Genomic DNA, 15,272 nt, shown 5'->3' with positions numbered 1-15,272 from the left:
TCGCGCTCTGTTGCCAGAAACTATGGTGAATGAATATGGTTATCCCGTGGCGCAAAAGGGGAAATTGGCGTTTTCCGATCCTTGCACAGCGCCCAGCGTGACCATCGATAGAATGTGCCCACCTGCCATGCCGCATTGGCCTGAAACTGTGCTCCCCATCCGGATCGTGCCGATTTCACGGTGAAAGGTTGCGGTGAAGCCGCTGCGCACAGCGTTGAACGTAATAGAAGCCGCGTCAAAGCCGAACACCTGTCGCGTAATCGGATACTGGGCCTTAAACACCGCTTCTTTGGCGGAAAACAGGCATCGCGCCAGCAGTAGGCGGTCCGTTTCCGGCAGCGCCGACAGCATATCGCGGTCCTGTTCAGTGCAGATCGCCTTCAACAGCTGCGGCTTAAGAGCTTGTGCGGGTTCGATGTCGACACCCAGAGTGCGAAACAGTGATTTTGGCGCGACAATGGCCAACGCAGCCAGACGGTTGTGCGTGATTGACCCCGCAATGCCTTCGGGAAAGACCGGCGTGCGATCAGCCCCTTTCGGAATCGCCACACCTGCATGGTTGATCGCTCTTAGAGCTTCGCGCGCGGCGCGACGGCCGGCTGCGAACTCGCGTTTTCGCTTCGGAATTGCGTTGGCGATGGCTGGGGCTTCTGCCGGCAACACTGTGGCGGGGCTGACTGTGGGATCGGCCACGCCGACGCCCACGTCACGCGGCGCAAAGCGACGCGCCAGATCACGCAATGCCGGCAGATCTGAGTCCGGACCGGTCATGTTCGCGCCCTCCGGCGTGCCCGCATTGCCCTGCGTTTGCTCATCATCTCCGAGCGCGCGTCTGATCGCTCTGCGATGTCGTCTGCCGTGGTAGGTTGCGGTGCGTCAGCCGGACGGGCGCCGCCTGTCAATTCCTCGATTCTGGACACAAGCCCGCCCATGGTTGGGAACCGGAAAATATCGGTGATCGAAAGCTTCGCCGCGCCGGTCTCTGCACGAATGTCACGATGGGCTTGCACTGCCAAAAGGCTATGCCCGCCTATGTCAAAGAAGTTGTCGGTTGCATTGACGTCTGCAACGCCAAGCACGCGGGCCCAAATCGCCGCCACAGTGGCCGCAGCATCCGCGCCCGCGCCAGTTGGCAAAGGCTCGGGGGCAGCAGCCACAGGTGGGGCCTTGATTTCGATGGTGCGGGTTGCCTCCGGCGCAGGAAGCGCGATGCGGTCGACCTTTTTGTTGGGTGTCAGCGGAAAATCGGCAAGCGACACAAAGTGTTGCGGCCTCATGAAAGACGGCAGGCTGTCGCGCATCGCACGCCGCAGATCTCCCTCCACCGGAATGGCCTCTCCGCGCAGATATGCCACCAGCCGCACGTCACCTGGTGTGTCCTCGCGCGGGATCACCACGGCTTGTGCAACTCCGGCGATCTCTTCTAGGCGAGTTTCGATTTCACCCAATTCGATGCGATAGCCGCGCAATTTCACTTGATGGTCGGCGCGACCAAGGAAATCGAGCTGTCCGTCGTCACGCCAACGCACAAGATCGCCGGTTTTATAAAGCCGGCCCTCACCGAACGGATTTTCGACAAACCGTTCTGCCGTCAGTGCCTCGCGCCGCCAATAGCCTCGGGTCACGCCAGCTCCGCCAATCAACAATTCTCCGGCAACGCCCACAGGTGCGGGGGCGCCAGTTTCATCCAGAACATACACCTGTGTGTTTGCAATTGGCGTGCCGATGCTGGCGATCCCCTCAGAGGTCTCGGCCATGCCGGTGGTGGACCAAATCGTGGTTTCTGTGGGACCGTACATGTTTTGCACAGGGGCCTCTGTCGCCGCATTCAATTCGGCCACCAAAGCGCCAGAAAGCGCCTCGCCGCCGATCATCAGATGGTCGACACCGCGCAAGGCAAACCGCGCCTCGTCGTTCATTGCAATCATCCGCGCCATGGATGGTGTGCATTGCAGGTGGCTGACGTCATGTCGGATCATTTGCGCCGCGATGGACACATCAGACGGATCCAGTTCCCCGCCCTCGTTGGCACGTCGCAATACCTCGGCCAGCGGTTTCAAACCTTCCAGAACCGTCGTGCTGTCGATGCCATAGTCGATCAGACAGGCAATTTCCGTCACACCAATGCGTTTGACCTGCTCCACGCGATCCAACGCGTCCTCGATGGTGCCAAACAGCCCGCTGTCCTCGAAATACCGCAGAAAGGCGAAGTCCAGAATGCCTTCAAGTTCTTCTTCTGTCAGGCTGCCCAGATCAAGCTGGAAGGCGTTGTCCACACCCTCGGGTTTCTTGAATGCAGGAAAAGCCCAAGCGTATTGTTTGATAAGCCCTGCCGCCGACCGAAGATAATCTTTCATCGGTTCCCGCGCGATTTCGCGGGCGGTGTCACGGTCCTCTGCCAGAAAGCTGTGCAACATCAGCGTGACCGAGAAGTCATCCGGATTGTGCCCTGCCTCCCGCAGCGCATCGTGATAAAGCGCAATTTTCTGGCCGACCTCTTCGACGCTCTGTCCCAAAAGATGAGTCAGCACGTTACATCCGTATCGCCCGGCTTCTTTCCATGTTTCCGGATTGCCTGCCGTTGTGACCCAAAGCGGAAGCTCTTTGGATACGGGGCGCGGTTGCGTGACAACGGGGTGCATCGTGCCGTCTTTCTTCTGGAAAGACACCTCTTCGCCCCGCCAGAGTTTGCGCAGGTCTGCCATCTGCTCAAACATCGCGGGCTTGTTGGCAGGCGGCGTGTTTTCAGGCCGCAGCACAAAATCATCCGGCTGCCACCCAGAGGCAATCGCCAGACCGGCGCGCCCGTTGGTCAGGTTGTCGATCACCGCCCACTCTTCGGCGATCCGCGCTGTGTGATGAAGCGGCGCAACGCATGATCCGGCGCGGACGCCGATCTGCTTGGTGACTGCGGCCACCGCGGCCCCTGTCACCGACGGGTTCGGATACGGCCCACCAAATGCGTGGAAATGCCTCTCCGGCGTCCAGACCGCGCAAAATCCGTTTGCATCGGCGAACTTTGCCCCCTCTAACAGCAGGTCGTATTTCTTAGACCCCTGTCCGTCGTCATTTCCCCAATAGTAAATCGACATTTCCATGCCGCCAGCGGCCGTGGGCAGGCGTCCATTGGAAATCTGGGTTGTGGTCTCGTCGCCCGACAGCACCAGCTTGAAACCACGAGACAGGGTCCAGAAAAGTTCCAGTACGGAAATGTCGAACGAAAGCGACGTCACCGCAAGCCACGTGTCCCCCGCTTTGTGGGTGATACGTGCGTCCATGCCGGCAAAGAAGTTGGCGACGTTGCCATGTTCCACCATCACTCCTTTGGGGGTGCCGGTGGATCCGGATGTATAGATCAGATAGGCAAGGTCGCCGCCGGTTGCCACGGGGGGAGGATTGGATGTTCGGTCTGTGGACAGGCGCGGATCAGTGTCCATTTCCAAGACCTGAGCCTCGTGGGAGGGCAGCGATTGCGCCAGTTCCGCCTGTGTTACGATCACACCGCATCCGGAGTCGGAGATAAAATGCGCCAGCCGGTCCGCCGGATAGGTCGGATCCATCGGTACATAAGCCCCGCCCGCCTTCAGGATGGCCAATGCGCCTACCACAAGGTCCGGCCCGCGACGGCTGCAAAGCCCTACCAAAGACCCGCGTGTCACGCCCATATCCCGAAGCACATGCGCAGCGCGATTGGCCCGCGCGTTTAAGTCAGCATAGCTCAGCAGGTCATGTTCAAACACCAATGCGGGCGCATCGGGGGTCTGGGCGACTTGTGCCTCAAACTGGGATACCAGAGTCGCGTTGGCATCAAAATCCACGACGGTGTCGTTCCAACCCGTCAAAATCTCCCGACGCTCTGTTTCCGGTAGGAACGGCAGGTCCGCGACTTGGGCCGTCTCGCTCATCGCGTTTGCCAAGAGCTCGAGCCGTGCAGCAAGCCGTTCGGCATGAGCTTCACGCACTCGGGACGCATCAAAATACAGGGCAGGGGTCGCGCCAAGCGCAACGGTGATGGCCGCGCCTTCCAACGCGCCTTCGTCTTCAAGTGTCACGGCCACGTCAGGCATGGCCGGAGGGGACAACTTCGGATCGCGGGCCACAAGATCGCGCATCCATGTACCGCGTTTGGCGATCCTATCAACAGCGTCGGAAATGGTCGCCACTGCGGCGTCAACGCTGTCTTGAAGCATCGCTGCGGAGATGCGCAGCGGCACCCAATCGTTCAACAGACCGGCCGCTCGCGGAAGGGTTGGCACGCGCAGGGCGAGGTCACAAGCCTCCGGTATCCCTGACCGCAATGCCCAAAGGGTCACGGCGGTCAGGGTTTGCTTGGAGGGCAACTCGGGCAAACTCAGGTCAAGTTTGCGCATATCTGGAAGGTCGCCGGATGCGGCGACCAAAGGCAATGTGGCGGGCAGGAATTCCGCAAGCGTCTTGCGCCAAAAAGCGTCGGATTTGGCAACTTGCGCAACGGTCTCTGACAGAGCTTCGGCGGCCGCGCGATCCAAAATAGGAAGGCGTTCCCCCGTGCGGATGACATGAGCCGGCACTTCGGCTGCGCCGTTGGAGGCGGTCAGCCGAGACAACGTCACCGCACCGCGCCCGCAGGCCACGGTGACGCTCTTGTCACCCACGGCCAGCACCGCGCCTGGTTCGCCATGACCAGCACTTTCGGCAATCTCTGCGGCTCCGACCAGAAGCACACGACCCGAGGCGACAATCTTGGGGGAACACATCGGATTGAAATAATCCCCGTGATCCAGCGACCGCACCAGCGCCACAACTTCTTGCGCGTCACGGCGGAAATCTATGCGTCCGGCCGCCAAAGGAAGCTTGCCGCGACCGAAATAGCTTCGCTGGCTCATGTCTTGGGCGCGCGCGTTTGGCAGGTCATCGGCCAGAGCCGCGACCACTTCGGGAAAGCTCTCGATTGCGGCGGCATAGCATTTCGTATTGAGCGTCAAAGCCGTGTCCGTCTGAGCAATGTCAAACATGCGCTGTGCGACGATCTTGCCGGTGTCGGCCTTGGCTTCAATCATATGCCACGTGATGCCATGGCGCGCCTCTTGCGCCATGCGCGCCCAGACCGGTGCGTTCAGTCCGGCGTAACGGGGCAGTGGCCCGTCGTGGAAGTTGATCGCCCCCTTCGCGGGCAGGTCCAGCACCGCTTGTGGCAGCATGTCCAGATTGGCAATCGACAGGAGCCAATCGAATTTTTCGCCCAACAATTCTGTCGCGATCTCCGCATCAGACGACACAACCCGCAGCCCTACGCTTTCGGCCCAGACCCGTATATCTTGAGAACGTGTGACCACGGCGGACACCGAATGACCCGCGTCCCGCCAGATCGTGGCGCATTGCACAAGCAGGCTTTCGTTGCCGATCATCACCGCGCTCATGCGGGGGCGCGACTGTGTATCAAGGCTCATGGATTGGCCTCCTTGCGCGGGCTTAGCGTTGGGGTTGCGGACCGTTCGCGCGGTGTCCGATTGGAGATGTTTCGGCAATAGTGGCGGATCAGATCCCACAGGAACCAGTCAGGATCTCGTTGCGGTTTGCGCCCGACAAATCGGCGCAGTTTCCAGATCAGGCATCCGGTGACGTGCGCCAAAGTGGGGGCAAATGCGCTTCCGCGGGTTTTGCGGAAATAGTGCAGGCGGCTGTCAAACCAATAGGTCGGCATGCGTGACCAGGTTTTCATGCCCGTGGAGACAGACCCGATGTGGGTGACCTCGCTGGCCCGCACATAGTCGGTTGGCCATCCGGCACGGCTGGCACGCAGGCAGAGGTCGGTTTCCTCAAAATAAAGAAAGAAGGTCTCGTCAAAAAGACCGATCTCTTCCAAAACCTCGCGGCGGATCATCATCGACGCCCCCGCAAGCCAATCGACACGGGTGGTTTCATCGGGGATCGGCAGCGGCACGACATGAACGTTCAACAGGCGGGAAATCACGCCTAGACGCGCCGCCCCTTCAAGTTCGCCCCAGACGCTCGGGAACCGGAAAGCGGTGACATGTGGGTCGCCATCTTCGCCGTGAATATAGCTTCCGGCGATGCCAACGTCGGGGGAGGCTTTCAGATGCTCAAGCAAATGCCGGATACTGTCAGGATCGGGGAAGGCGTCGGAGTTAAGAATATAGACATAGTCAAAGCCATCGGAAGCACCGTGGCGGATGCCGGCGTTGTTCCCCGCCCCAAAGCCGCCATTGTGGCCAGACCGAATGACCTCGACACGGTCCTCCGGCCAGTCTTCGGTCGCGATCTTTGCCTGCATTTTCTCGAAACTGCCATCGCCGCTGTCGTTGTCGACAATCACGATGCGGCCATCGATTCCTTGCATCTCCCGTGCCGCCGCTTCAGCCGCGCGCAGGGTCATCTCCGGCGTCCGCCAGTTCAGGATCACGGTCAGGACGCGCGGTGTCACACTCATTCCGCGGCCTCCTTGCGTTGCCGTGCAATGGCAACTTCTGCCTCGGCAATCACTTTTTTCATGCGGGTCGCAAGCACACGCACGTTGGGATCCAGAACCATGCTGTCATGATCGCCTGGAACTTCAAAAACCTGCACATGCGGCACGTGCTGGCCCCAATCGTTGTCATGGAACACGTAAGCGCGCTCGTGATCCACCAGCCGTCCCTCGCCCATGTCCCATTTGCCCGAAAGCGGAGGGCGGAACAGCACGAGGTTTCCGCTCCATGGGGCCACCTCATAAGACGCCACCGCCCGCAAAAACGCAGCTTCAATCTCGGCGTCGTGGAATTGTTGACCCTGTGCGGCCTGATCAGAAACCTGCGGCGTCCGGCGCTTGGAAAGCTCCCACGCAATCCGGTTTTTTGCCCAGACCAACGGATAGGACACGCCCTTGGCCTTAAATTCCTGCATCTGGATTTTCATCCGGTCCGCCCGCGAAAGCGGACGGCGTTGTGGCAACGGGGTGTCGAGCATCGCAACCAACGCGACCTCTTCGCCCTCGGCCTCCAGCTGTCGCCGGATTTCATAAGCTGTGATGCCTCCGCCGGAGAAGCCACCCAACAGATAAGGCCCGTGTGGCTGCACCTGTCGCATCTCGGCAATATAGTCCCGTGCCGCCTCGACCAGATCATCATGCGGTGCCGCATCGCCCAGCAAGCCACGGGCCTGAAGCCCATAAAAGGGGCGGTCTGCACCGATCAGATGCGCCAGATGGCGTAGGTTCAACACGTTGCCAAACATACCTGCGACAAGGAAAAACGGACGCCTCGGACCGCCTTCGCCGCTGTGCATCGACACAAGATGGGTGAACCGGCTCGCAGGGCCTGGTCCCGCTTCGGGTCCAGACCCGTCCTCGTTTGCTCCGGTGGAACCGCCTTCGGCTGGCAGGTCGCCGCCCAGCCGGTCAGCAATCATCGCCGCGCAGGTTTCAATGGTGGGCGCTTCAAACAATACCGAAATCGGGAATTCGATTCGATAAGCCTTCTTGACCATCGCAAAAAGCCGGACCGCAATCAGGCTGTGCCCGCCCAGATCAAAGAAGCTGTCTCGAACGCCAACCTTTTCAACCCCGAGAAGATCCTGCCAGAACCCCGCCAAACTGCGCTCGATGTCTGTGCTTGGGGCGACAAAATCCGTATCCAGTTCGGGGCGCTCAAATGTCTGCCCGCTGCCTGCCGTGTCGGTTGGCAGCGCGTCCGCTTGTGCGATCAGCGCGGGCAGTTCCAGTGAGGAAATAACAACCTGAGACAGCGGGCTGCGCAGGGCGGCCTCAAACATTTCGGCCCCCTCGAGTGGCGTGATGCCCTGACTCAGGTTGTGAACCAGCCGCTCTTCCTGCGCCGAAAGAGGCTGTATTGTCTGGCTGTTGGTATCGAATGAAACTTCCGCTGCCGTGAGCGCTGGCGGCGCGGTAAATGATCCGTCGACGATCTGACGGATAGACAGGCCTTTAACCTCAACACAAACGGTCCCGTCCGGCGCAGCCAAAGCAATATCAAAGCGTGCCACACCATCGTTGCTGCTGCCCGACACAAGGCGGGCATGGCTGACGATCTCCGCAGGCAACGGCGCATGAACTGTCAGCACGTCATAGCTGACCGGAACCCAAAGGTGTGCCTGAGTATAGCGGGGGATCAACTCCATCGCCCAGCCCGTGCCAATGTCCAGCAATCCTGGCGGCAACAGGCAGCCGTCTTGCACAAATTGCGGCTCAAGACGCAGGTCTGCAAGGCCCTCGCCATCGCCCAAAGACACCCCGCGCAGCACTTTCCAGCGCGGACCAAATGCCAGATGCGCTTCCTGTGCGGAGCTGAGCGCTGCTCCCTCCGCAGGAACAGGCGACCCTATGCGCGCAGACAGGTCGGACAGATCAAGGGCCTTCGCCATTGGCGTTGTCGGAATGATCCGTGCTTCTGCATGGGTCTGCCATCCGTCACGGTTTTCAAACACACAGGCGCTTTGAATTTCCAAACGATAGCCTTCGTTCGAACGCTCCATACGCACTCGTATGGTTTTGGTTTCGGCCTCGCCAATTTGCAGTGGCCGCAAGAACAGAAGATCGCGCAGGGCAAAAGCGCCCTCTTCTCCGTGCGCCCGCATCGACTCTGCTGCCAGCTCAATGTATCCGGTGCCCGGCAGGATCGCGGTCCCGTCCTTGGTGCGGTGCTCATTCAAAATCCAGCGGGATGTGTCATAGGAGGCTTCAAAGACGCGATGGCCCTTGTCGTCAAAGCCACCAACATCAAGGAGCGGCTCGGAAATCGCTTCTTTTGGTGTGCTCTCGTGCGTGCCCTGACGCGCCGAGATGGCCTCTGCGGCCATGCCAACATCAGACCAGATGCCCCAATTGATCGCCCGAACGCGGGTTTTGCCACCCGCGCGGGATTGCGCATAGGCATTCAAGTAAGCGTTGGCCGCGACATAGTCGATCTGGCCGACCGGAGCCGTGGCAGTTGACGATGAGCTAAAGACGGCCAGCCATTCCAAGTCTCCGTCCGGAAAGAGATGTTCCAACACCTGCGTGCCATGCAGTTTCGGCGCCAGAACATCGTCGATTTGCGCCAAGGTTTTGGCAAGCAACGGCGCGTCATCAATCACGCCTGCCGCATGAACCACTCCGGTGACGGGGCCAAATTCGGCACGTGCGGCGTCCATTGCACGCCCCATTTCGTCAATGTTGCAGACATCTGCGGCCAGACAAAGAACCTGTCCTCCCAGGCTTTCCAGACGTTCAACCGCGCGAATGCGCTTGGAAATCCGGTCCTGCGGCGCGTGTCCTCGCAAGTGGTTTGGCCATGCCTCTCGGGCGGGCAACCCGTCCCGCGACAGCAACACCACATTGGCGCCGGCTTTGCGGATGGCCTGTTCCGCCAAGGTCAATCCGATGCCGCCGAAGCCACCCGTAAAGACATAGGTGCCGCCGTCACGCCAGACTGGCATGTCATCGGGTTTCAAGTCGGTTTTGCGATAGCCTCTTTCAAACCGTTTCTCTGCGCGCCACGCGGCAATTGCATTGCGCGGTTCGGCCATCAGATCTTCCAGAAGCCGCAGCGCCAAGGACAGATGTCCCTTGCGCGCCGGCGGGGTGACATCGATCAGCGCGGTCGTCATGCCGGGCAATTCGCGCGGAATGACCTGCACAGCCCCCAAAACTGTGGATTTCTCCGGATAAGGCAGAATCTCGTTTCGTACCCGTACCGCGCCGGAACTAATTGCCGTCACATGCAGCGGTCGAGGCAGGTTTTCATCCGTGATCGCTTGAGCAAGGAAAAAGAGGCTCATAAAGCCCTGTTCCTGATTGCGATGGAAGAAGCTCGACCCTGGGCGATGGCTTTCGTTCTCGGTCAGCAGCCACAAGTGCACCACGCGGTCCGGCACCCGTCCTCGTGCCATCAGGTCTGCGATCAAGGCATCATACCCTTCACGCCCGCGCTCTGGTGCAAGCACATATCCATCTGGCCCATCTGCCGCAAAGGCGTCGCCTGTGCGCACCGTGACTACATCGTGCCCCGCGCCGCGCAATTGACCTGCAAGTGCCGCACCCGTGCCGCCCGCGTCCGTGAAAATCAGCCAAGCGTGCTTGGGGGCGTCGGCCAATTCTGTTGCGACATCAAATTCGCACTCCGCAAGCTTTGGCCTCCATACGGGGGCGTATGTCCAGTCTGCCGTGTCTTCCAAGCGGATCAATAGGTGATCGGCTGTGTCGATTTGATCTGTTCCGGGTTCGATGAAATACCGGCTGCGTTGGAAAGCATAGGTTGGCAGCACCACACGCTGACGCGGCACACCACCCCAATACTGGTCAAAATCCACAGCAACACCGCAGGCCCAAAGTCGACCCAGCGTGGCAAGGAAATAGGCATCGTCGGCGATTTCGTCGTCCACGTGCCGGAGTGCAGAAAGCACTTTGTCTGCTTTGACCTGCCCGTGCATTTTGACAAGTGAGGACAACGCCTTGCCGGGGCCGACCTCCAAGTAAACGCGGTTCGCCACTTGCGACAGCGCCGTCACGCCATCCGCAAAAAGAACAGTGTTGCGCAGATGGGCGACCCAATACTCAGGATCGGTGGCTTCGCTTTCCAACAAGGCGGCACCGGTCCGGTTAGAGATGATTGGCAATTTCGGCGCGTGCAACTGGATCGACCGTAGATAGTCGCCGAACCGCGCCAAGATAGGCTCCAACATGCGAGAATGCGCGGCAATGTTGATCGGGACACGTTGGGTGTCGATTTCCTCGGCCGCCAGCTCAGTTGCCAGTTGGTCCAAGGCGGCATCCGGCCCTGAAACCACTGTCAACGCTGGTGCGTTCACCGAAGCAATATCCAGATCACCGCCAAGACGCGCCTTGACCTCACCCAATGGCAGAGGCACCGACAGCATTCCGCCGGCGGGCACCGTATCAAAAAGCTGCCCGCGCAGCTGCACAAGCTCGAGGCAATCTTCAAACGACATCACCCCTGCCAGACAGGCCGCGGTGTTTTCGCCCATCGAGTGGCCAATCAGGGCCGCGGGCCGAATGCCCCAGCTGATCCACAGCTGCGCCAAGGCATATTCCACCATCATGATCAGCGGCAGTTGCAAGCTCGGGGTTTTCAGAGCCTCTTCGGCCTCGCTCGTGTCGCCTTGTGCCAGCCACAAGGCGCGCAGCCTGTCGCCGCCCTTGTCAGCCAACACCTCAAAGCCGCGGTCCATCCATTCGGCAAAGACCGGTTCGGTCTCGTACAAATCTCGCCCCATGCCGACATATTGCGCCCCGCCACCAGGGAACATGAACACAACTTCAGGCGCTTCCGCCTCCGCAGAATGATTAAAAACGCGCAGAAGGTTGCCCGATTCCAACAAATTGGCGGCTTCTTCATGGCTCTCCGCCACAACAACCCTGCGCTTTTCGAACTTGCGCCGCCCGTTCAGCAACGTGTGCGCCACATCGGCCAAAGGTTGGTCCGGATTGGCGCGCAGATGCGCGGCCAGATTGGCGGCATTGGCCTCAAGCGCCTTATTGGTGCGGCCGGAAATGGCGATCAGTTGAAAGGGCCAATCGCTCTCTTCGCTTGGCGCGCGTTCCGGAGCTTCGTCCACGATCACATGCGCATTTGTGCCGCCCACGCCAAGGCTGTTTACACCCGCCCGTCGCGGCCCTTTTCGCAGGGTCCAATCGGTGAGCGCGGCATTCACCGCAAACGGGCTGCTGGCGAAATCAATCGCGGGGTTCGGTTTTTCAAACCCGAGCGAGGGAGGCATCTGCTTGTTGTGCAGCGCCAGCGACGTCTTGATCAGGCTCGCAGCGCCCGCTGCCGTATCCAGATGTCCGATGTTGGTTTTGACCGATCCAATCCGGCAATATGCCGTTTCCTCGGTTGTTTCGCGGAAGGCTTCGGTGAGTGCGGCAACTTCGATCGGATCGCCCAGATAGGTGCCGGTGCCATGACATTCCACGTAGTCCACGGTGTCGGCGGACACATCCGCAATCGCCATCGCGTCGGCAATCGCCGAGGCCTGACCTGTGACAGAGGGTGCGAGGTATCCGGCTTTATCCGATCCGTCGTTGTTCACGGCCGATCCCTTGATCACCGCCCAGATGTGGTCACCGTCGGCAATCGCATCCTCCAGCCGCCGCAACACAACAACGCCCGCGCCAGACCCGAAAACCGTGCCTTGTGCGCGGTGGTCAAAGGCGTGGCATTCCCCGTCCGGCGACAGGATTTCACCTTCTTCAAACACATAACCCTGCCCATGCGGCAGCTCTATGGTTACGCCACCTGCCAGCGCCATGTCGCATTCGCCGTTCAGGATGGACTGTGCGGCGTAGTGTACCGCCACCAGGGAGGTGGAGCAGGCCGTTTGCAAACCCAGCGACGGCCCCTTGAGATCAAGAAAATGACTCAAGCGAGAGGCGAGGAAGTCTTTGTCATTGCCTGTGTGACGCAAAAGGAACATGCCGGTGCTGTCCACCAGTTCCCGATTTGAGCAGATGTTGAAATAGAAATAACTACCCATGCCACAGCCGGCAAAAACACCGATCGGACCGTCGAAATTCTCGGGCATGTGACCGGCATTTTCCAAGGCTTCCCAGCTCACCTCAAGGAATTGCCGGTGCTGTGGATCCATGATCGCCGCTTCTTTCGGGGACAACCCGAAGAACTCTGCGTCAAATTCGGCAAACCCGTCCAACATCGCCGCTGCGGGCACGTAATTGCGATGTTTCAAACGCGCACGGTTTTCCCCGTTGGCGAGCAATTCGTCTTCGGACAGTTTGGAAATTGACCGGATGCCGTCACGCAGGTTCTGCCAATACTGATCAATGCCGGTCGCGCCGGGCAAGTGGGCGGCCATGCCCACAATGGCAATATCGGTTTCGCTCACACGAGCGTCCGCTTGATCGGTCACGTTTGAACCTGCTTTTTTCAATGCATTCCGGCCCTATGTTGCGCGCATCACGTCCAAGGACTCTTTGATTTGTACCAAACTTATTCTCCCTCAGGAGCCTTACAAAGGTCAAATCAGGGCAAATTGAGGGCAGACAAACCGTAAATGGATGTCTGATGCACGCCAAATGCCGTCATTGCCACGAGTGCGCCCACACACCCAAAAATAACGTCGTGGCGCTTGTCCCACGCGCCATGCCGGCGTGCCAGCCAGATCACAACTGGATAGGCCAAAACCATTGCAAGGCCTTGCCCAAGAAGCGCTCCGGTCAATCCGGCTTGTGCCGCGCCAAAGATCAAGCCAGTCATCATCAGAGTGGCGCGGGTCGCCGCAAGCACAAAGAATCCGCGTGAATCCCCTGCGGCGAGGGCGGCCTGATCGTAGGTCAGCGTGATGATCTGCGGAATTTGCATCACAGCCAACAAAACAACCACGCCGCCCGCAAGCGCGTAGCGTGGATCGTAAAGAACACTGACCAGCCAGACGCCCATCAGGGCGAAAGACGCAACCAGCGCCATCAAGCCACCGCTGATCAGCAAGCGCATTTTGTGCAATTTGGCGCGGTTTTCCGAGCTCTCGCTTGGCGGTTTTTCCCGATAGATCGGAATTAGGATCCGGCGCGTTACCATCCCGCCCAGCAACAGTGGAAAAGACGCCAGAAAATATCCGATGTTGTAGACCCCCAAAGACCCGAGGTTCAGAACTTTGCCCAGCACAATTTTATCACCCTGTGACAATAGAAAACCGGCAGCTGTTGATAGAAAGATCCACTTGCCAAACTTGATCAACTCGCGTGCTGCGGAGGGTTCCCATCGCGGCTTGTTACTCTCTCCGGGCAGAAACAGCTGATAAAGAACCAGCTGCATGATCACGGCTGTCATGGCGTTTGCCACCAAGGCCCAAACCGACCCTGTTGCCCACGCGACGATCACCCCAACGATCAATCCGATGACCTGTGCAATCAGGTCAATTGCGGTAATTCGGCCCAAAACAAGGTTCCGGTTGGCGCTGTCAACTTTGGTCGGAAACAGCCCCATCACCAACAACGTGACCCCAACAACCGGCAGGATATTCGCGAGTTCGGGCGCATCGTAGAAGGCGGCGACAGGTGCGGCCAGAACCCATGTGACCACCAACAACAGAACCCCGCGCAGCACTTGGATCGTCCATGCGGTGTCCAGAAAGGCGCGATCTTCCCCGCGCTTTGATTGAAGAATCGATTGGGTTACGCCCATGTCGCTCAGGTTGCTCAGCCCCTGAAGAAACACCCAAACAAGGCTCATAACGCCAAAGGCTTCGGGGAACAGCAAGCGCGTCAAAATCAGGTTCGACGCCAGACGAAGCGCTTGGGATCCGCCATATCCCAAAATGGTCAACCCGCCGGAACGAAAGGCCCGCGCCGCCAGAGATTGGCCGGATGTGAAACCTGCAAGCCGGCTCATCTTCCGCGCTCCCAGCTGGTGTCCCTTTGCGGTGTCAGTTTCACGATCACCGCGACCGCCCCATAAACCAGCATGCCCAGTGGATCGCGGACTCCCATCCGCAGTTTTTGCCCGAAACTGAGGTGCAGTTTGTCGTCATTCTCCAACAGATGCGGGAACTTTCGGCCCACTTCCGCGACCCCTGCATTCTGCCGCCGCCGCACCTTAACAAGTGCGAAGAAGCCCTCTACCAATGGCCAGTCATATCCGGCTTTCATCGCATCTCTCTGGTCCGGCGAAAAGGTCAGGCGCACAAAGGTATCGTCGGCGATGAGTGTCGGGAATTGGTCCCATTTGCTGCGTCCTGCCGCGTTCACGGCAAAAAGTCCGGCCCCCGGAACGCCTTGGGTCATGAACGGCACCTTGTCGTAGATACGGGCATAGGCCCGCGTCGCCCAACTTTTGGCTGGCGCCAGCCGCATTTTTCCGCTGACAAATCGGGGTTGGGCTGTGTTCAATGCCAGTTTGATCTGCCCCAGCAGATCAGGATCCATTGTCACATCGGCGTCCAGATAGACGCGCATATCGTGCGCGGCGATTTGGTCCGCTTGATTAAGCGCGCCGACCTTGCCGATTGCCGGCAGGTCCAACACCTCCAGTTGCCACCCACGTGCTTGTGCGACGCGTTCAAACGCCTGAGCGCGCAAAACGGTGTCGTCCTTACAGCCATTGGCGGCGACAATCACCTGCGCGGTGTCTGGCTCCGTTGAGGCCAAAACAGAATGCAGGCAGGCATCGATATGCCCTGCCTCGTTGTGCGCGGGGATGATGATGCTCAACACCTGCGGTTCGCCTCGTTGCCTGCCCTTGATCACGGGCTTTCCATGACCCTACCAGAAGACAAGGGAACCGTGCCAGTGCGGCGCGAAAAATCACGTATGTTCTGTGACTTGA

At 59.5% G+C, this 15,272-nt stretch carries 6 protein-coding genes; all 6 read right to left on the bottom strand.

The features are described from left to right. Positions 1 to 39 precede the first annotated feature (39 nt). A complete protein-coding gene (locus BM069_RS16720) occupies positions 40 to 771 on the bottom strand; it encodes a 4'-phosphopantetheinyl transferase family protein (RefSeq protein ID WP_093325386.1) in 732 nt (243 codons plus the stop codon). Then, positions 768 to 5,429, bottom strand: coding sequence for a MupA/Atu3671 family FMN-dependent luciferase-like monooxygenase (locus BM069_RS16715; protein WP_093325384.1), 4,662 nt, complete (start codon positions 5,427 to 5,429; stop codon positions 768 to 770). Before BM069_RS16715 ends, BM069_RS16720 begins: the two co-directional genes overlap by 4 nt. Then, positions 5,426 to 6,430, bottom strand: coding sequence for a glycosyltransferase (locus tag BM069_RS16710; RefSeq protein ID WP_093325383.1), 1,005 nt, complete (start codon positions 6,428 to 6,430; stop codon positions 5,426 to 5,428). Before BM069_RS16710 ends, BM069_RS16715 begins: the two co-directional genes overlap by 4 nt. Beyond that, positions 6,427 to 12,858 (bottom strand): type I polyketide synthase, encoded by a 6,432-nt coding sequence (locus BM069_RS16705; RefSeq protein ID WP_280137041.1) that lies wholly within the window; start codon positions 12,856 to 12,858, stop codon positions 6,427 to 6,429. The genes BM069_RS16710 and BM069_RS16705 overlap by 4 nt, the downstream gene beginning before the upstream one ends. Positions 12,859 to 12,971: 113 nt before the next feature. Continuing rightward, on the bottom strand, positions 12,972 to 14,339 hold the full coding sequence (locus BM069_RS16700; RefSeq protein ID WP_093325381.1) for an oligosaccharide flippase family protein: 1,368 nt from the start codon (positions 14,337 to 14,339) through the stop codon (positions 12,972 to 12,974). Beyond that, the gene (locus BM069_RS16695) at positions 14,336 to 15,160 is read right to left on the bottom strand and encodes a glycosyltransferase (RefSeq protein ID WP_093325438.1); all 825 of its coding nucleotides are present in this window, start codon (positions 15,158 to 15,160) and stop codon (positions 14,336 to 14,338) included. Before BM069_RS16695 ends, BM069_RS16700 begins: the two co-directional genes overlap by 4 nt. Positions 15,161 to 15,272 lie beyond the last annotated feature (112 nt).

Origin of the sequence: Shimia haliotis (assembly GCF_900114415.1) — a bacterium.
GTDB classification, from domain to species: Bacteria; Pseudomonadota; Alphaproteobacteria; order Rhodobacterales; family Rhodobacteraceae; genus Shimia; species Shimia haliotis.
This window is presented reverse-complemented; position numbering and strand designations above follow the sequence as displayed.